This is a genomic window from Roseinatronobacter thiooxidans, assembly GCF_001870675.1.
Taxonomy (GTDB): domain Bacteria; phylum Pseudomonadota; class Alphaproteobacteria; order Rhodobacterales; family Rhodobacteraceae; genus Roseinatronobacter; species Roseinatronobacter thiooxidans.
The window spans coordinates 1-17,519 of record NZ_MEHT01000028.1 but is presented as its reverse complement, the minus strand read 5'-3'; the positions used below and the strand labels follow the sequence as shown (position 1 = coordinate 17,519).

The 17,519-nt window shown below is 58.8% G+C and carries 15 protein-coding genes and 2 pseudogenes; 9 read left to right on the top strand and 8 right to left on the bottom strand.

Annotated features, from left to right (window positions below):
- Positions 1 to 132: 132 nt before the first annotated feature.
- Positions 133 to 1,305 (bottom strand): IS5 family transposase, encoded by a 1,173-nt coding sequence (locus tag BG455_RS11715; protein ID WP_071470197.1) that lies wholly within the window; start codon positions 1,303 to 1,305, stop codon positions 133 to 135.
- A 172-nt stretch (positions 1,306 to 1,477) separates the two neighbouring features.
- Positions 1,478 to 1,825 carry a hypothetical protein gene (locus BG455_RS11710; RefSeq protein ID WP_111361453.1) on the bottom strand — a complete coding sequence of 116 codons (348 nt, stop codon included), beginning with the start codon at positions 1,823 to 1,825 and terminating at the stop codon, positions 1,478 to 1,480.
- Between the two features lie 109 nt (positions 1,826 to 1,934).
- Here BG455_RS11710 and tnpC point away from each other — a divergent pair.
- The 7 genes and pseudogenes from tnpC to BG455_RS11680 all read left to right on the top strand — a co-directional run.
- Positions 1,935 to 2,792 (top strand): annotated as a pseudogene (gene tnpC, locus BG455_RS11705) (IS66 family transposase); the annotation flags it as partial.
- A gap of 138 nt (positions 2,793 to 2,930) precedes the next feature.
- Entirely contained in the window at positions 2,931 to 4,439 is a 1,509-nt protein-coding gene (locus BG455_RS11700; protein WP_071470195.1) for a type I restriction-modification system subunit M, read from the top strand.
- Positions 4,429 to 5,517 (top strand): restriction endonuclease subunit S, encoded by a 1,089-nt coding sequence (locus BG455_RS16955; RefSeq protein ID WP_084386350.1) that lies wholly within the window; start codon positions 4,429 to 4,431, stop codon positions 5,515 to 5,517. Before BG455_RS11700 ends, BG455_RS16955 begins: the two co-directional genes overlap by 11 nt.
- A gap of 120 nt (positions 5,518 to 5,637) precedes the next feature.
- On the top strand, positions 5,638 to 8,916 hold the full coding sequence (locus BG455_RS11690) for a type I restriction endonuclease subunit R (RefSeq protein WP_071470194.1): 3,279 nt from the start codon (positions 5,638 to 5,640) through the stop codon (positions 8,914 to 8,916).
- On the top strand, positions 8,913 to 9,644 hold the full coding sequence (locus BG455_RS11685; RefSeq protein ID WP_071470193.1) for a M48 family metallopeptidase: 732 nt from the start codon (positions 8,913 to 8,915) through the stop codon (positions 9,642 to 9,644). Before BG455_RS11690 ends, BG455_RS11685 begins: the two co-directional genes overlap by 4 nt.
- 199 nt (positions 9,645 to 9,843) lie before the next feature.
- Positions 9,844 to 9,969 (top strand): annotated as a pseudogene (locus BG455_RS16950) (ATP-binding protein); the annotation flags it as partial.
- A 228-nt stretch (positions 9,970 to 10,197) separates the two neighbouring features.
- A complete protein-coding gene (locus BG455_RS11680; RefSeq protein ID WP_071470192.1) occupies positions 10,198 to 10,965 on the top strand; it encodes a glycosyltransferase family 25 protein in 768 nt (255 codons plus the stop codon).
- Positions 10,966 to 11,223: 258 nt separating this feature from the next.
- On the opposite strand, the gene BG455_RS11675 is transcribed toward BG455_RS11680, so the two are convergent.
- The gene (locus tag BG455_RS11675) at positions 11,224 to 11,808 is read right to left on the bottom strand and encodes a Spy/CpxP family protein refolding chaperone (protein ID WP_071470191.1); all 585 of its coding nucleotides are present in this window, start codon (positions 11,806 to 11,808) and stop codon (positions 11,224 to 11,226) included.
- Between the two features lie 70 nt (positions 11,809 to 11,878).
- Between BG455_RS11675 and BG455_RS11670 the strand changes: the two genes are divergently transcribed.
- Complete coding sequence (locus BG455_RS11670; protein WP_170124812.1) at positions 11,879 to 12,406, top strand: Crp/Fnr family transcriptional regulator; 528 nt, start codon at positions 11,879 to 11,881, stop codon at positions 12,404 to 12,406.
- An 81-nt stretch (positions 12,407 to 12,487) separates the two neighbouring features.
- Here the strand turns inward: BG455_RS11670 and BG455_RS11665 are convergent, their stop codons facing one another.
- The 4 genes from BG455_RS11665 to BG455_RS11650 are packed head-to-tail and all read right to left on the bottom strand — an operon-like array spanning position 12,488 to position 15,449.
- The gene (locus BG455_RS11665; protein WP_071470190.1) at positions 12,488 to 12,913 is read right to left on the bottom strand and encodes a rhodanese-like domain-containing protein; all 426 of its coding nucleotides are present in this window, start codon (positions 12,911 to 12,913) and stop codon (positions 12,488 to 12,490) included.
- 45 nt (positions 12,914 to 12,958) lie between these two features.
- Positions 12,959 to 13,312 carry a DsrE/DsrF/TusD sulfur relay family protein gene (locus BG455_RS11660; protein WP_071470189.1) on the bottom strand — a complete coding sequence of 118 codons (354 nt, stop codon included), beginning with the start codon at positions 13,310 to 13,312 and terminating at the stop codon, positions 12,959 to 12,961.
- Complete coding sequence (locus tag BG455_RS11655) at positions 13,309 to 14,610, bottom strand: MFS transporter (RefSeq protein WP_071470188.1); 1,302 nt, start codon at positions 14,608 to 14,610, stop codon at positions 13,309 to 13,311. The genes BG455_RS11660 and BG455_RS11655 overlap by 4 nt, the downstream gene beginning before the upstream one ends.
- The gene (locus BG455_RS11650) at positions 14,607 to 15,449 is read right to left on the bottom strand and encodes a sterol desaturase family protein (protein WP_071470187.1); all 843 of its coding nucleotides are present in this window, start codon (positions 15,447 to 15,449) and stop codon (positions 14,607 to 14,609) included. Before BG455_RS11650 ends, BG455_RS11655 begins: the two co-directional genes overlap by 4 nt.
- 88 nt (positions 15,450 to 15,537) lie before the next feature.
- Between BG455_RS11650 and BG455_RS11645 the strand changes: the two genes are divergently transcribed.
- A complete protein-coding gene (locus BG455_RS11645; protein ID WP_071470186.1) occupies positions 15,538 to 16,197 on the top strand; it encodes an ArsR/SmtB family transcription factor in 660 nt (219 codons plus the stop codon).
- 398 nt (positions 16,198 to 16,595) lie between these two features.
- On the opposite strand, the gene BG455_RS11640 is transcribed toward BG455_RS11645, so the two are convergent.
- A complete protein-coding gene (locus BG455_RS11640) occupies positions 16,596 to 17,279 on the bottom strand; it encodes a UPF0149 family protein (protein WP_071470185.1) in 684 nt (227 codons plus the stop codon).
- Positions 17,280 to 17,519 lie beyond the last annotated feature (240 nt).

Genomic DNA, 17,519 nt, shown 5'->3' with positions numbered 1-17,519 from the left:
GACAGCGATCATGAGAGCAGGCTGCTGAAATAGTCTCCGAGCCGGAACTCTGTCCCTTCATTTGGGCTGTGTCGCGCGCTGGCGCTGTCTGTCGGCGTGTTTGACATATGTGCCCTGGTTGGGTTTTCTGGGTCATGCGGTCAGCAACCGGGGCAGTCTGGCGAGATTGTTTGCGGCCATTGTCAGGATGAACCGGGACCGGACGCGTTCGACACCGCGATACATGGTCTGGGCCATGCCACCGACGGTTTTCGCCCAGCCGAATGCCTCTTCGATCTTCTTCCGGTGCTTTTGGGACAGGGCATATCCCGCATGCCGGGTGGTTCGGCCATCGATCGCTGAATATCGCGATTTCTGCGCGACATGCGGGGTGACACAGGCCTGTCGCAAGTCGCGCACGAACTCTCCCGCGTCATAGCCCTTGTCCGCACCCAGAGTCAGCCGCCGGGTCGATCCGGGTGAATGGCGGTGGATCATGTCCAGCGCGGCCTTGCGTTCGGCATGGCCGTTAGCCTTTGTCAGGTCGCCCTGCACGATCAAACCGTTGCGGTTCTCCATCAGGGCATGCCCGATGAAACACAGCATCGCTCCGGTGCCGGGGGACTTCTTGTAAAGCGGCGCATCAGGATCAGTCTTGGACGCATGGGTGGCGTTCGAGCGCTTCTCGCCCTTGAAATCGACCTCGGCATTGCGGTGGGCTTTGGTGTTGCGGGGCATCGGGTCGGTCTCGGCTGGGGTCTTGGAAGCTGCGGTGTCGGGTGTGGTATCGGAGGCGGGCGGATCGCCCGGCCCTTCATCGTCAGGCGGGGCAGCATCGGCCTTGGGCTGAAAGCTCTTCATCGACGCCCAGGCTTTCACCAGCGTGCCATCGACCGAGAAGTGCTCATCTGACAAGAGCGGCGCGACCTCACGATGCGCAAGGATCGCCGCCATCACCTTGCGCGACATCTCAGTGCTCAGCAGCCGGTCGCGGTTCTTGGTGAACACAGTGGGCACCCAGACCGGATCGTCAATCCCGAGGCCGACAAACCAGCGGAACATCAAGTTGTAGTCCATCTGCTCCATCAGCTGCCGCTCGGATCGGACCGAGAACAGGATTTGCAGCAGGCTTGCCCGGATCAGTCGCTCCGGCGGGATCGAGGGACGACCAAAATCAGTGTAAAGCGCCTCGAACTCGGCATCGAGGCTGGTCAGCGCGTCATTCACGACCTGCCGGATCTTGCGCAGCGGGTGTCGCTCCGGGATGCGCTCTTCCAGATCAATATAGCTGAACAGTGACCCACTCGTCTCGTCCGTCCCGCGCATCTTCACCTCCGCCGCTGCCGTGCGAAGGGTGAATCATGTTCTCAAATCGTTGTCGAGGCGGGACTATTTCAGCAGCCTGTTAGGGCAGCTGCAGATTGCTGGTGGTATCGGACATTGGCTTTCGAAGCTCTGAATTCCGAAGGGTTAGGAATACAGTCGTCGTTAGTTGACGTCAGAAGAAGAGCGTGAAGGTTCGCTCAGCCCCGTGCCCGATCAGGGCGGAGAGTTGAGCGATGCGGATGCTCAGCGTGTCGCTGGGGCCGAGCGGCGCACTCCAGTCTATGGTTTGATGCGCAGCGGTGTATAACGCGCTGGTGGTGGTGCTGGTCAGCGTGCGTTTTACCACCCCGCTGCCGAGAATATCGCCCTCATAAGTATCCGTCTTCCGTAGCAGGGCGGCCGTCGTCAAGAGATTTTTTTCGGCAAGAAAGGAGCCCGTCTGAGCGTGTCGCAGCGGGGACAAATTCGGGGCGATTGAACTCTCCGGATTGACTGAGAGCGGATGGTGAGGGGCGTTCATCGCGAAGACCTCCAGATATCGCAGCGGTGAACGCCTCGGATCGATCGGCAGTCACCCCAGTTCGTATTCGGTTTTCTGGTTTCAGACCGTGCCCGTTTCTGCTTTCAAAAAGGCCCCTGCGCATCTGCTGGAAAACAGCTGGCCGACCGAAGCCTTGCTGGCCCATATCACTGTGGCCAAATTCTGTGACTTCAACCCTTTGAACCGGCAAGCCATAGCCATGGCCCGCAATGGGGCCCCAATCGATCGGGCCGTTCTGTCAGATTGGATGGGACGTACAGGCGCGCTGATTGCCCCTGTGGTCGATCACATGGCGATGGTGCTGCTCAAGGGCAGCACGCGCCTTTATGTCGATGAAACAGCAGCGCCTGTACTCGATCCCGGCCGTGGCAAAACCAAGACTGGGTATTTCTGGGCTGTTCTGCGAGCTGATCGTGGCTGGAGCGGATCATCCCCACCTGGTGTCGTGTTCCACTATCGACCCGGAAGAAAAGGTGAATATGCGCAAGAAATCCTCAACGGCTTCAACGGTACAATCTAGGTTGATGCCTATGGTGGCTATAGCGCATTGGCCACGCCAAAGCGGGTGGGTGGCAAACCCTTGAAGCTGGCCTATTGCTGGTCACATGGGCGGCGCGCCTTGATCAAGGCCCAGCCGAAAGCAGGATCGCCAATCGTTGACGAAGCTCTGGTGCGGATTGCAGCCCTCTATAAAATCGAGGCTGAAATCCGTGGCTTGCCCCCCGCGCAGCGTAAGGCTGTCCGGCAGGATCAATCCCGCCCGCTGGTTGATAAATTCTTTGCCTGGCTCAATACCCAAGCCGGCCGGGTGTCGCGCAAGTCCGAACTGGGCAAGGCTCTCGCCTATATGCTCCGGCGACAGGATCGCTTTTGCCTATTCCTCGAGGATGGTCATGTGGACATGGATTCCAACCTGGTCGAAAACGCGATCAGAACTCCTGCTATGTACTGACCCCTCTACGCTATCAGTACAGCCTGCCAGAATCGCTCAATACTGACCGCCATGCCACCATCTCGGCTTAACCCCGTAGCGAACCGGCGATCGCTCTGCTATCACATGCAAAAACCGACAGGACAGGCATCAATGACCCCGATCACCCAAGCCGATATAAACAAAGCCGCATGGGCGGCCTGTGACACCTTTCGCGGCGTGGTCGATCCCAGCATCTACAAGGATTACGTCCTGACGATGCTGTTCCTGAAATACCTGTCAGACGTCTGGAAAGACCACCACACCCGCTACACCGCCGAGCACCCCGATGCCCCCGATCTGGTCGCGGCCCTTATGGCGCAAGAGGCGTTTGTCCTGCCCAAGGGTGCCAGCTTTGACGACCTGTATAAACGCCGCCACGAACCCGGCCTTGGTGAACGCATCGACAAGGCCCTTCATGCTATTGAAGAGGCCAACATCACCAAACTGCGCGACGTGTTTCAGGATATCAGCTTCAACTCCACCCGATTGGGCGCCGAGGATCAGAAGAACGACATCCTGCGCTTCCTGCTGGAAGATTTCGCCAAACCCGCCCTTGATCTGCGGCCCAGCCGGGTCGGCACCCTCGACATCATCGGCGGGGCCTATGAATACCTGATCTCCCGCTTTGCCGCCACGGCGGGCAAGAAGGCGGGCGAATTCTACACCCCCGCCGAGGTGTCCGACCTCATGGCGCAACTGGTCGATCCCCAACCGGGCGATGACATCTGCGATCCCACCTGCGGCTCGGCCTCCCTGCTGATGAAATGCGCCCGCCAGATCCGCGACCGGCACAATTCCCGCCACTACGCCCTGTTCGGGCAAGAGGCGATTGGCTCCACCTGGGCGCTGGCCAAGATGAACCTGTTCCTGCATGCCGAGGAAAACCATCAGGTCGAATGGGGCGACACCATCCGCAACCCCAAACTGCGCACCCGCGATGACCTGTTGCGCCATTTCGATGTGGTCGTGGCCAACCCGCCGTTTTCCTTGGAAAAATGGGGCGTGGAATCGGCGGAAAATGACCGCTTTGGCCGGTTTCGCCGGGGCCTGCCGCCGAAAACCAAGGGCGATTATGCCTTCATCCTGCATATGATCGAAACCCTCAAACCCCGCACGGGTCGCATGGCGGTGGTGGTGCCGCATGGCGTTTTGTTTCGCGGCGGGGCCGAGGGGCGCATCCGCGAGGCGCTGATCCGCGAAAACCTGCTGGATGCCGTGATCGGCCTGCCGGAAAAGCTGTTTTTCGGCACGGGCATTCCCGCCGCCATTCTGGTGTTTCGCAAGTTCAAAACCGATGATTCCGTCATCTTCATCGATGCATCGCGAGAGTTCGAGGCTGGCACCAACCAGAACACCCTGACCCCCGCCAATCTGGACCGCATCACCGCCACCTACCGGGCGCGGGCGGCGGTGGACAAATACGCCTATCTCGCCACTTTGGCCGATATCGAGGGCAATGATTTCAACCTGAATATCCCAAGGTATGTCGATACATTCGAGGCCGAAGATCAGATTGACCTGATGGCCGTGCGGGCCGAGCGGATGGACTTGAAAGAGGAGATGGAGGCACTGGAGGCCCGCATGGCCGGATATCTGCGGGAGCTTGGTTATGGTGCCTGAGGGGTGGCGGAATGTTCAGATCGGCGACATAGCGGAAATTTCTGTGGGTCGCGATCTGCGAGAAGATCATTTTTCAGAATTGGCTACGCAAAGTCATATTTTCCCAGTGTTTTCGAATACAGTTGAGAATAATGGCCTGTATGGCTTCTACGACTTTCAAGAGTATCACGGTGATGCACTTACAATTGTCGGCAGGGGTATCGGGCTGGGAAGAGCTTTCTATAAAGAGGGGGGGTTCGGAGCGATCGGGCGCCTGCTTGTCTTGCGCTCTAAGGACGAAAGCTTTTGCGCAAGATTCCTTTCTGACTATGTGAATCATATTTTGAGAATTCACAACGAAAGCGGCGGCATTCCGCAACTTCCAGGTAGTTCGCTGTCAAATTATTGGGTGACACTTCCACCCCTTGCCGAGCAAAGGCGGATTGCCGAGGTTTTGGGGGTTTGGGATCGGGCGATCGAGGTGGCGGGCAAACAGCTTGACCTCGCCCGCACCCAAAAACGCGCCCTCATGCAAACCCTCCTAACCCCCACCCGCCGCTTCCCGGGGTATGAAGGGCAGCCTTGGAAAGAGGTGCGGTTGGGGGATGTTCTTGAAATCAATTATGGAAAATCACCCATCGCGATAGCTGACGACAATGGAGACGTTCCGATTATTGGAACTGGAGGGCAAACCGGGTTTAGCAAAACGGCTTTGGCGTCGGGGCCGTGCATTGTTATCGGGCGCAAAGGCACGATTGACAAACCCAAATTTGTTAATGGCCCATTTTGGGCAATTGATACAACATTCTACTGCACCGCAAACAATGGCTTTGATATCGGTTTTCTGTTTAATTTTTTGCAGTCAGTTGACCTCAAAAAATTCAATGAGGCGTCAGGTGTGCCCAGCCTTTCGCGTGAAACGCTTCGTTCCATACAGTTGAACGTTCCATCAGAGAGTGAACAACGGCAAATTTCCGATGTAATTTCAATCGCAGAAACCGAAATCACCACCCTCGAAACCCAGATCACCCGCCTGCAAGCCGAAAAGAAAGCCCTGATGCAACAGCTTCTCACGGGCCAGAAACGGCTGGCGGTGTGACAAACAAAAGGGCCTCGAGGAAAGCCCAAGACCCAGTTGCCGACCGGGGAAAGCCCAATCCAGACACCAGATTATCCGATCCCCCTTTGAAACGCCATTCCGATTTGCCAAGGTAACCCCATGACCCACACCCCCGACCCCCGCGAAGATGCCGCCGCCGTGGTTCCGGCCCTGCATATGCTGGGGGTTCTCGGGTGGGATTACCTGTCGCCCCGTGACTGCCTTGTGGCGCGGGGATCAACCCGTGCGGTCATCATGGCGCCTGTGTTGCGGGATTACCTTGCGGCGTTCCGGTTCGACTTCAAGGGCGCCCGCCACCCCCTGCCGCCCGAGGGCGTGGCGCAGGTGATCCAGACCCTTGGGGCGACGGGGCTGTCCGAAGGCTTGCAGGCGGCCGCAAAAACCATCTGGCGGCATCTGGTGCATGGGGTGACGGTCAACCTGATCACGCAGGGCCAGCGCCATTCCGTCACCGTGCCGCTGATCGACTGGGCCAATGTGCCCGCCAACCGCTTTCACGTGACCGAGGAAATGGTGGTGGACCGTGCGGGCACCCCCGGCACCTATCGCCCCGATCTGGTCTGTTTCGTGAATGGCCTGCCCTTGGCGGTGGTCGAGGCGAAACGCCCCGTCAGCCTCGCCACCCTGCGCCCCACGGTCGAGGAAGGAATCAGCCAGAACCTGCGCAACCAGCGGGTTGACGGCATCCAAGAGCTTTACGCCTTTGCGCAGGTGGTCATGGCGATTTCCGGCCATGATGCCCGCTATGCCACCACGGGAACGCCCGCGAAATTCTGGTCGATCTGGCGCGAGGAAGAGGTGAGCGAGGCGGAGTTGTCGGCCCTGAAAAACACCCCCATGGCCGCAGGCTTTGCCGATGCGATTTTCCAGGATCGCCCCTATGCCACGCGGCGCGGGTTTGAACGGATGATGTCCGCCCCCGTTTTGGTCACCGATCAGGACCGGGCCTTGGTGGGGTTGCTGCGCCCTGATCGCCTGCTGGATATGGCCCGGCGGTTCGTGTTCTTCGACGGCAAGGCGGGCAAGATCATCGCCCGCTATCAACAGGTGCAGGGCGTCAAGGCGATCCTGGGCCAGGTGCGCAGCCGCCGCCCCGATGGATCGCGGGAAGGCGGCGTGATCTGGCACACCACGGGATCGGGCAAATCGAACCTGATGGTGATCCTGTCACGGGCCTTGCTGATCGACCCCGAACTGGCCGGATGCCGCGTGATTGTCGTGACCGACCGGGTTGATCTGGAACGGCAATTGTCGGGGACATTTCTGTCAGGCGGGGCGTTCGGGTCCGAGATTGCGTCAAAGGTGGATGGCGAGCGGTCAAGGGCGCAATCCGGCCGCGATCTGGCCCTGCGGATCGGGCAAGGGGAAGAGCGGATCATCTTTACCCTGCTGCAAAAATTCACCTCGGCCACCAAGCTGCCGGAATGCAAGAACACGTCCGACAAGCTGATCGTCCTGGTGGATGAGGGGCATCGCAGCCAAGGCGGAGAAAACCACGAACGGATGCGGATGGCCCTGCCAAATGCGGCCTTCATTGCGTTCACCGGGACACCCCTGTTGAAAGAGGACAAGACCCGCAACAAATTCGGGCCGATCCTGCATGCTTATACGATGGCCCGGGCGGTCGAGGATGGGGCAGTCACCCCGCTGATCTATGAGGAACGCCGCCCCAAGCTGTCGATTGACGAGGTGGCGGTGGATGCCTGGTTCGAAAAGCACACCGCCGATCTGTCCGAGGCGCAGAAGTCTGACCTGAAACGCAAATACGCCACCCGGGGCGAGGTGTATAAGGCGGAACGCCGGATCGAGCTGATCGCCGAGGATATCGCCGATCACTTCTCTCGCAATGTGGCCCCCGATGGGTTGAAGGCGCAACTGGCCACCGACAGCAAGATGTCCGCGATCCGGTATAAGGCCGCCCTTGATCGTACCGGGAAGGTCACCAGTGCGGTTGTCATTTCGGCCCCCGATACCCGCGAAGGGCATGACGACACCGATGAAACACGGGTGCCCGAGTTGCAGAAATGGTGGACCGCGAATGTTGCGGCAGACCCCGAGGGGTATGAAAAGCGCATCCTTGCCAATTTCGCCGAGCCGGGAGAGCCAGAAATCCTGATCGTGGTCGACAAACTACTGACGGGCTTTGATGAGCCGAGCAACGCGGTTCTCTACATCGACAAGAACCTGAAAAGCCACAACCTGCTGCAAGCCATCGCCCGGGTGAACCGCCTGCATGATGCCAAGAAATTCGGCTATCTGGTGGATTACAGGGGTATTCTGGCCGAGCTGGACGTGTCGATCCAGGATTATCAGGACCTGGCCGCAGAGACCGAAAGCGGGTTCGAGGCGGGTGATCTGGTGGGGACGGTCACCAATGTCGCCATGGAATACAAACGCCTGCCGGGGTTGCATGATGCGCTTTGGGCGATCTTCAAAGGTGTGAAGAACCGAAGCGATACCCAACAATTCCGACGCGTTCTGATGCCCCAGCTTGTCGAGGATGAGGCGGGGCTGAGCCATGACGAAAACCAGAAGCGCCGGGAAGATTTCTATGCGGCCCTGACAGAGTTCGGGATGTGTTTGAAGCTGGCGCTGTCATCGCGGGCGTTTTTTGAGGATGGCGCATTCTCAGAACAGCAGATCCGGACCTACAAGAAAGACCTGACATTTTTCACGGCGATCCGGCAACAGGCACGGCAGGACGCGCAAGAAACGATCGACTTCTCGAAATACGAAGATCAGATACGCCGACTGGTTGATCGTCAGGTCAATGGTCAGGAAATCGTCGATTCGGAAGGGGTGATCCTGCTGAGCGATCTGGGCACCCGTGACGATGATCCAGAGAGCTGGAGCGATGACAAAACCCGAACCGAGGCCGATCTGATCAAGACCCGCATGCGCAAGACAATCGAGCAGGATCTGGGGGATGACCCCTATGCGCAAAAGGTTTTCTCGGATCTTTTGAAACAGGCCATCGCGGCAGCAGATGCCTTGTTTGATCACCCGCATAAACAGTTCACCCTTCTGCAGGATCTCGAAGACCAGATTGCTGCAAGGAAGACCCCGGGCGTTCCCGATCGCTTTGGGGACAATCGACATGCGCAAGCGTTTTTCGGCGCAATTCTGGAGATCAGAAAATCCGAGGGCGGCCCTGAACTGAGCGAAGATGCCATTGTTGCCGAGGCTTTCGCAATCGATGCGGCGGTCGAGGCTGCGATACGCACCCATTCCCTCAGCCCTGCAAATATTGAAGCCGAAATCACCAAAGCCTTGCTGACCCGGTTTTTCCGTGTGTTGGGTGGCCTTGATCAAGCGCAGGCTTTGGTGGCCACTGTCATCGGGATTGTCCGGGCAGGTCGAGCAAAGACCGGCACATGAGCGATCAGGGTGTTCTGACTTATGGCGACAGGCGCATCCCCTATCTGATTGAGGTTGATCCTGATCGCAGCAAACGGGTTGCCATTCATGTGGAACCCGATGGCCGCGTGATTGTCGAGGCTCCACCTGAGGCTGACAGGCCATCAATTCATTCCGCCGTCGTCAAGCGGGCTCGCTGGATCGCAACCCATGTTGCCGCCGCAGAAGACCGGCAGCGCCACATGATCGCCCGGGAGTATGTCTCGGGTGAGCAGGTTTTGTATCTGGGCCGCCGATATGTTTTGAAGGTCAACCAATCAGATGCAGGGTCACCCCGTGTCCGGCTCAAGGGCAACCGGCTGGAAGTTACCCGCAAGGACATCTCCCGCGAAGCTGTCCGGGCTGCTGTGCGGGCTTGGTATCGGGTCCATGCAAGGGATTTCTTTGATCGCAGGATCGGCGAGTTGAGTGTCAGTTTGCCTTGGGTGAAAGAAAGGCCCCCATTCCGGCTACTCGAGATGACAAAGCAATGGGGCAGTTGCTCCCTGAAAGGCGAGATCATCCTGAACCCGCACTTGATCAAAGCCCCGCGTCCCTGTGTCGATTACGTGCTGGTGCATGAAATGGCACACCTCAAGCACCATGACCACAGTCCGGAATTCTTTGCGTTGCTTGGTCGGGAAATCCCGGAATGGCGAAGGATCAAGGGCCAGTTGGATGATCTGGTGGATGTGGTGACAAACGAGTGATCGGGCCTAACATGGTGCCGGGGGTGTCCAGGTTTGGTCGGGGATGATCTGATGCGTCTGTTGGTTTCGCGCTCGGTTCTGCATTGCGGCTACGAGGGCTGGACGCCTCTGTGATGGACAGGCCCTCAGGCCACTGTCGCGAGCCTTCTCTGAAAAAAGGTCAGGATCGTTGTCACAACGAGGGCTTTTCCCTCAGGTTTCGGTGTTCGGCGATGCCAATATGACCACAGCGCTGCTTGATCGGGTCACCCACCACTGCAGCATCATCGAGACCGGCAATACTTCTTACCGTTTCGCCCAAAGCAAATCTCGGACAAAATCCTGAACCAGAAAAAGCAAAGCCCACAGACGAGCCTGCTATATGGGGGCCGCTCGTCTGTGGGCTTTGCTCCCCTTGAGGTAGGTCATTTTTAAATGATCACGCTGGGTCATTTTTGAATGCAGACTGACAATATTGTATTTAACTACTGCTCAAAGACGGATAGGCTTTTCCTCTCCGGGCAAGCCGAAAGAACGACCTTGTCGGTGACGACCATTTCACCCCGAGCGCGCGATGACATCTGGAAGCTATGCCACGTACTACATCAATCTGGACAGCAGCACCGAGCGTCGGAGCTCGATCGAGGCTGAGCTGGTCAAAGCCGGTGTAACCGAATCGTATCGTATCCCCGCCTTTGACGGGCGCGGTCTGGATCTGCAATCTCTGGGTGATTGCGATGTCGATGCCGCTTTTCGCTATCTGGGCCGCCCTTTGCGCGGCGCAGAGTATGGTTGCTATCGCAGCCATCTGGCGGCGCTGGATCTGTTTCTGGCCAGCGACCGGCCCTATGGTCTTATCCTCGAAGATGACGCGATGCTTGATCCTGATATGCGGCTGATCCTAGACCGTGCGATAGAGAAGCTGGAGTGCAAGGGCTATGCTTGGGATGTCATCCATATCAGCCCCAACCGCATGAAAATCTTCACCCCGCTTACTGATCTGAAGGATGCCCACAAGCTCGTGCAAGCCCATTACTTCCCCATGGTGGCTACTGCGCTGCTGTGGTCGCGTGATGGCGCGCAGAATTTCGTCGACCATTACCGAAAAGTCACCATGCCCATCGATACGATGTTCCGCGAGGTCGAGGTGCGGCGCGCGCGCGGCTTTGCGATCTGGCCGCCAATCGTAGGCATCACTGGCGCAGACAGCGACATCGACGAGGTGGGCCGCAAGCGCAAGGTGCATGGCCGGGCTTGGTATTACGGCATCGCCAAGCAGAAGCGATTGTGGAACAACAAAATCATAGCATTGTGGTACAAGCTCTCCTTTAGCAAGGGTTGAGGCGGCACGGGCGGTGAGGAAATCTGCCGTTCGCTGTAACCGCGCAAAATCTGGGAGCATTCGCAGCATGATCGACGTGCAGGGCGGATTTCCGACTGTGAGGTTGCAGCATTGCAATTGCAGAAATTGGCAGAAGCGGTCAGCCGCTGGGTTCATTCCAGTTATCGCACAGTTCAGTCTGCAAAAGCTTCTAAAAGCAGCGAGCCGATTCAAAACATACGATCGACAACGATCCGCAGTGGCCGCCTTGTATCCTACTCAGTTGTCACATCCATTATGTCGGTGCCACATCTCAGGGTCATGGCCCTCTGGAACAGCATCGCACGCACTGCCAACACTATAGCCACGCAGTTCATTGTAGCGTGCGATCTGCTCTGCTGTCAGAAGATCTGGGGTTTCCAGATGGCGCACCAGATGGATAAAGCGCAACTCGGACCGGGATGCGGCGGATGTGTCGATCAGGGTGCGAAGGGTCTCGGGTGTCAGGCCGCCATTGCGGAAGGCCGTCTCGATGGCGGCTTCTGCCTCAATGAAGCGCGCGCCTGCCGCCTGCGCTTCGGCCTGCATGCTGGTGAATATTGCCTCGATGGCCGTGACTTGTTCGGTGCTCAGCCCGATCTGATCTTTCAGTTCCAGCAGATGCGCGGGCCCCGGCACACCGTTCAATTCGGCGGATAATGCCAACCCCCAACCCGCACCGCGGCGCAGGTCTTCAAGATCCGCGTCCGACAGCGTCTTGATTTCGCGCGTCTCAAGCCCGGCATAGGCCGAATGCGCTGCATGATCCTGTGCGAACATGGGAACAGGCCAGAGGAGTATGGTTAGAAATGCGATCCGTTTCATCGGCGATATCCTCTGGATTGTGTGTGCCCGCTTATTGCATGTGCCGCCTTGGATTCATATGATCATGATCATGTCAGCCTCACTTGAAACCCTTTTTTCCGATGCCCGACTTCTGACACTGGAGAAAGGGCAGGCCCTGTTTCACGCAGGCGCTGCGGTGCGTGAGATGTATCTTGTTCGTTCTGGGCATGTGCAGCTTTTGCGCCATACATCGCGCGGAATATGCCTTGTGCTGCAAAACGCCACGACCGGCATGGCTCTGGCCGAGGCGTCTGCCTATTCCGATGCATATCACTGTGATGCGGTCGCAACGCAGGCAAGCTCGGTTGCCGCCATGCCAAGGCACGCGTTTCGAACGGCACTGGCGCGCGATCAGAAACTGGCGCAACTTTGGGCCGCACATCTGGCACAGAGTGTTCAGGCGGCCCGGTTTCGCGCTGAAATTCGCACCTTGCCAAAGGTGGCCGACCGGCTGGAGGCTTGGCTTGCCGAAGGTAACAGCCTGCCCGAAAAAGGCCAGTGGCAGGACCTGGCCGCAGAGCTTGGGATCACGCGTGAGGCGCTTTACCGTGAACTTGCGCGCCGCCGCGACGCATAATGGCTGCGATTGGGTGAGAGGGCATTATCCGCTTATGTGTGAGTATCCCCACCCGTAAGTTCATTCGGGTGGGGCTTGCACCTATGGTTTGTAAGCTGCGTCGGTTTGCCAGCCGTTAAATCCGGACTGCATCACAACGACATTGCTGCGCCCTGCCACGCGCAAAGCGAATGTTGCCTGCGCGGACAGACTGCCGGTGTTGCAAAACAGGATCGTCATCCGGTCTTGCGGGATCTCGTCGATCCGGTCGAGCACTTCGCGCCATTCGATATGAACAGCGCCGGGGATGGTCGCCTCATTGAACTGTTCCGCGTCGCGCGTGTCGATGAGCAGGGCAGATTCAAACACCGTCTGGTCGATCTGTTGGGGCAGAATGATCCCGGACTCGTAATCCTGAAACATCAGGTAATCCTGCATTCCCTCGATGACCGCGTCATCGGCCAGGACGGGCGTCACGGCCAGCCCGATGCCGAGCGATGCGGCGGCAATTATGGTTCTCAAGTTCATCCGGGATTTCCTCCATTTCGGATTGTGGGGTTTCAGATTGGTGGCTCAGAACACGAGCACCTTGTCGGCAGCCAGAGTTACCTGTGCCAATTCATCCATGGTGGAGCGGGTCGGCCCCTCCATCATGTCATCTGCGCCAAGTCCGCGCGCATCCATGCAGGTGCCGCACATCAATATGCGGCCCCTGGCGGTCAGTACACGGCGCAACATCCGTTCGCAGTTGTAATAGCCGTCCGGTGTCTTTTGTCCGGCCTTGGCGCAAAGCACAGCATCGGCCATCAGGAACACAGTGACGGTGCCGTCCGGGTCGTGCTTGGCCAGCGAATGCGCCATGCGCAGTCCATTGAAACTGCGCTCGGTGCCATAGGGCGGATCGTTCAGGATCAGCAGATGGTTCACGATATGGCTCCTTTTTCGGATGCAGGGTTGAGGCGCGGGTGGGTTTCCTCGCCCCAGAAAAACAGCACTGCGCCTGAGGCAAACATCGACAGGGCGACGAACCAGAAAGCGGCCTCCACCGCGCCGGACAGATGGGCGGCCAGTCCAAGGCCAAGCGCGCCGATGCCATAGCCAAGGTCACGCCAGAAGCGGTAGATCCCGATGGCAGAGCCGCGCCAGGCAGGTGGCGTGATGTCGGCCACGCTGGCCCCAAGGTTCGGATAGAGCAGCGCCATTCCGAACCCGGCGACCCCCGCCCAGAGCGACCACCACAGCGCCCCATCCCCCAGCGGGATCAGCGCCACGCCTGCGCCGCAAATCCACATGCCCATAACATTTGGCCAGAACCGACCCACATGGTCGGACAATCGCCCCGTAAACAGTTGCGACCCACCCCAGACAAAACCATAAACGCCCACGATCCAGCTCATTTCAGTCAGACTGGCCCCTTGTGCCAGCAGAAAGACCGGCAGGATGACCCAGACAAGTGCGTCGACGAATTTCTCAACCAGCCCCGCCTGGGATAGGGCCGCCAGCCGCTTGTCGCGCCAACTCATCAGCGCAAAGACATCACGCGTGCTCGGGTGCTCGGCTACGTCAGCTGGATAGCGCGGCAGGAATTTCGGCGCTGCCAGCTTGTGGGCTGCGGTCTCGGCCTTGGCCCAAGGCAGCGTGTCCTTGACCCAGACGACTGTCAGCACGAGGGCAGTGACGACCACCACCATCCCGAAAATCAACAGCCCCAGCCGCGCGCCGAGGGCTTCGGCCGCATAAGCCGTGATCACCCCTGCCAGCGCCACGCCCACATAACCCGAGAACTCATTCAGACCCATTGTCAGCCCGCGTTGGTCGGCGCGCGTAATGTCCAGCTTTGCGGTCTGCGTCATCGACCAGCACAGCCCCTGATTGATGCCCAAAAGCACTGTCGCAGCGACTATCCAGCCCCAGTTGGGCGCGGCCCAGATCATCACCGGAATGGGCAGCGCGATGATCCAGCCCCAGAGCAACACCTGCTTGCGCCCGATCCGTTCCGACAAGCGCCCGGCGACGAAGTTCATCACGGCCTTGACCACGCCAAAGGCTACGACGAAAGCGGTCAGCAACAGGAACGATCCCTGTGCCACGCCAAACTCGCTTTCGGCCAGTGCAGGGACCACTGTGCGCATCATGCCAATGGCAAAGCCCACCAGCAGCACCTGAATCAGCTGGTGCGAGAATTGGGTCAGGTTCTCGCGGATACCCAAGGCAAGCGCGGTCATTCCTTGTCTCTCACGCTATCCAGCGCCCCGCCACTGGCCGGACCGCGCAGGGGCTGGATCAGCATCCGGTCCAGCCACAGATCGCGCGGCGTGCGGAACTGCTCGATGCCTATGGTCATGCCCTCGTGTCCGGCCTTGGGTTGCGCACGATAGGTGCCCAGCAACCTGTCCCACCATGGCAGGTTGAAGCCAAAATTGCTGTTCGTCTCGACCGGTACGACCGAATGATGCACGCGGTGCATGTCGGGGGTCACAAGAACCCAGCGCAAGACGCGATCCACGCCCTTGGGCAGGCGAATATTGGCATGGTTGAACATCGCAGTGGCATTCAGGATCACTTCAAAGATCAGAACTGCGACAGCGGGCGCACCAAGGGCGGCGACCACGGCCAGCTTGATCACCATCGACAGCAAAATCTCGATGGGGTGAAACCGCAGGCCGGTGGTGACGTCAAATTCCAGATCTGCATGGTGCATCCGGTGCAGCCGCCACAGGGCAGGCACGGCGTGAAACATCACATGCGACAGGTAGATCACCAGATCGAGCACGATGATTGAGACCAGCACCATCAGCCAGAACGGCAGGTCAAACAGGCTGAACAGCCCCCAGCCGCGGTCCTCGGCCATCAGCGCCAGCCCGACCGCAAGGATAGGAAAACTCAACCGCAGAATGATCGTGTCCAGCACCACGAGGCCCAGATTATTCGTCCAGCGGATCACGCGCGGAATTTCCTGCCGCCTGCGCGGCGCGGCCAGCTCCCACAGCGCCATGCCCACAAGCACCGACAGAAAGGCCGACAGCCGCAGCAAAGGTTCTTGCGCGAGGAGGGTTTCAAGCATGGGCAGGGCACCTTCAGGGTTGCGATTGTGACGAATCTTGCTAACATTCAATAAATAACTTGAATGATATAATCTCAGGAGCCGCGTAATGTCAATCAGCGCCAAAGCAGCCCTTCTGGATGAATACGCACTGGTCGCGCGTGCCGTATCCGCGCCCGCGCGGCTGATGTTATTGGAGCAAATCGCACAAGGCGCGCGCGGGGTAGAAGGGTTGGCCGACAAAACCGGCCTGACGATCGCCAATGCATCCCAGCACTTGCAAACTTTGCGCCGCGCAGGGCTGGTCACCAGTCGCCGCGACGGCAAATCCGTGATCTACAGCTTGAGTGACGAGAAAACACTCGCGCTGATGGATCTGCTTCGGGTTCTGGCTGAACGTAACCTTGCACAGGTCGAGAAAATTCTGCGCGGGCTGTCTGACGGTGCGGACGCCCCTGAGCCGATCAGCCGCGACGCGCTGGCCGCGCGGATTACCGAGGGCTCGGTCACGATCCTTGATATTCGCCCGGCAGATGAATTTGAGCTTGGCCACATTCCCGGCGCAATGAATATAGCTCTGCCAGATTTGGACCGCTTCTTGTCGGGCTTCGACACCGACGCTGAAATCGTCGCCTACTGCCGCGGCCCTTACTGCATCTACGCCCATCAGGCGGTCGCGGCCTTGCGCAAGCACGGTCTGAATGCACGACGACTTGAGGGCGGATTACCAGAATGGCGTGCAGACGGGCGCGAGGTTGCGACCGTTTGACCCGCGTTTATCTGGCCTCGCCAGGTCAACGGTGAGCCGGACAAGCACCAGCAAGTTCAGGTCTTTGAGATAGATTATGCTGCGCGCTACCTGAATGTCCGCATCGGTGTGGGACGCATGAGAGGCCGACCGGCGGCTGTGGGCCGGGCACGTTGCCGCACCTGCGACGGGGGGCTTTCATGCTGCGGCCAGCATGAATGTCGCTGGCGGCATTTCTGACATGTGCAAGCGGAACTGCTACCCTGTCGCACAAGGTCATTGAACGTCCCTTCTCACCAGTCGCTGCGCACCCCGCACCATCTGTTTCAACTGCTGCATGGTTTTGGCGATTTCTGAACCGCTCGTGATTTCCCAACATTTCGGGATACAGGTATTTCGGTCGGACGGGCACGGCTCTTTCAGTGTTGGCCACAACACATCTTGTATTTCCGACCCGACCCGCAGGCGCACGGATCGTTGCGGCCTTGTTTCTTCGGCGCAGCGTAAGGGCTGCCCGGCAGGTTTGCCGCAGCCGTTTGGCTGAGTTCGGGGCGCGACTGCGTCAGGATGGCGGCTACACAATTCGGGATCAGGTCGGGCGCCTCACGGTCGATTTCTTCAATTTCGTCCTCGGTGAACTTGCTTTGCCCGAGATTGATGTCCTGCAGTGCCATCAGGAAGATTATACTGGCCCGGGTTTCTTCATCGGCGCCATCAAGAAGCATCTCCCATGCGTCGGGTCGCAGCCGCATTGCGCGGGTGAACCCGTCCACCCACGGCTCCCACAGGGTTTCGTCACTATTCGGGTCGACTTCATAGATCGGCTCACACCACAGGGATCGGGTCATGGCCCCGGCCACGGAATTGTAATGTTCCATAACGGCCCCGATGGTTTTTTCGGCTGTCTTTTGGTCAGGAAACTGCGCATCGCCAGTTTCACCCCAGACATGGGGCAGCCACTCGGAAGGCGGGATCATCTCGGGGCAGGCGAGGAGGCCGGTGATGTACCCGTCAAACTCGCTCAGCGCCATGGGCATGGTGTCGAAGGGCAGGGCGTGAAGCAGGGCGTCGAGACGATCCAGCCGTTTGTTTTCCTTATTCATGACAGGCCCTCCTGCGAACGCGCTCTGATGCGCGGGGCGTCGATGCGTGAGATATTAGGCCGTGGTAAAGTTTGGGCTTTCGCGGGTCAAGGGAGGGGAATATCCGGCTTGAAGAAAACAGGGCCAACCATATCTGTATGGCTGAACCCGTCTTGCGTCATGCGCGCAACTGGTTTTTCGGCGCGGCGCAATATCGGGTCATTTTTGTGAAATAGTGTCCAAATCCTGTCCCCGCAACCA

Bases quoted from the DNA above. Each gene is read 5' to 3' on its own strand.
- BG455_RS11640 (WP_071470185.1), bottom strand. From the start codon at position 17,279: ATGAATAAGGAAAACAAACGGCTGGATCGTCTCGACGCCCTGCTTCAC.
- BG455_RS11690 (WP_071470194.1), top strand. From the start codon at position 5,638: ATGACCCACACCCCCGACCCCCGCGAAGATGCCGCCGCCGTGGTTCCG.
- BG455_RS11665 (WP_071470190.1), bottom strand. From the start codon at position 12,913: ATGAACTTGAGAACCATAATTGCCGCCGCATCGCTCGGCATCGGGCTG.
- BG455_RS11670 (WP_170124812.1), top strand. From the start codon at position 11,879: ATGTCAGCCTCACTTGAAACCCTTTTTTCCGATGCCCGACTTCTGACA.
- BG455_RS11685 (WP_071470193.1), top strand. From the start codon at position 8,913: ATGAGCGATCAGGGTGTTCTGACTTATGGCGACAGGCGCATCCCCTAT.
- BG455_RS11645 (WP_071470186.1), top strand. From the start codon at position 15,538: ATGTCAATCAGCGCCAAAGCAGCCCTTCTGGATGAATACGCACTGGTC.
- BG455_RS11700 (WP_071470195.1), top strand. From the start codon at position 2,931: ATGACCCCGATCACCCAAGCCGATATAAACAAAGCCGCATGGGCGGCC.
- BG455_RS11675 (WP_071470191.1), bottom strand. From the start codon at position 11,808: ATGAAACGGATCGCATTTCTAACCATACTCCTCTGGCCTGTTCCCATG.
- BG455_RS16955 (WP_084386350.1), top strand. From the start codon at position 4,429: ATGGTGCCTGAGGGGTGGCGGAATGTTCAGATCGGCGACATAGCGGAA.
- BG455_RS11680 (WP_071470192.1), top strand. From the start codon at position 10,198: ATGACATCTGGAAGCTATGCCACGTACTACATCAATCTGGACAGCAGC.
- BG455_RS11710 (WP_111361453.1), bottom strand. From the start codon at position 1,825: ATGAACGCCCCTCACCATCCGCTCTCAGTCAATCCGGAGAGTTCAATC.
- BG455_RS11715 (WP_071470197.1), bottom strand. From the start codon at position 1,305: ATGCGCGGGACGGACGAGACGAGTGGGTCACTGTTCAGCTATATTGAT.
- BG455_RS11655 (WP_071470188.1), bottom strand. From the start codon at position 14,610: ATGACCGCGCTTGCCTTGGGTATCCGCGAGAACCTGACCCAATTCTCG.
- BG455_RS11650 (WP_071470187.1), bottom strand. From the start codon at position 15,449: ATGCTTGAAACCCTCCTCGCGCAAGAACCTTTGCTGCGGCTGTCGGCC.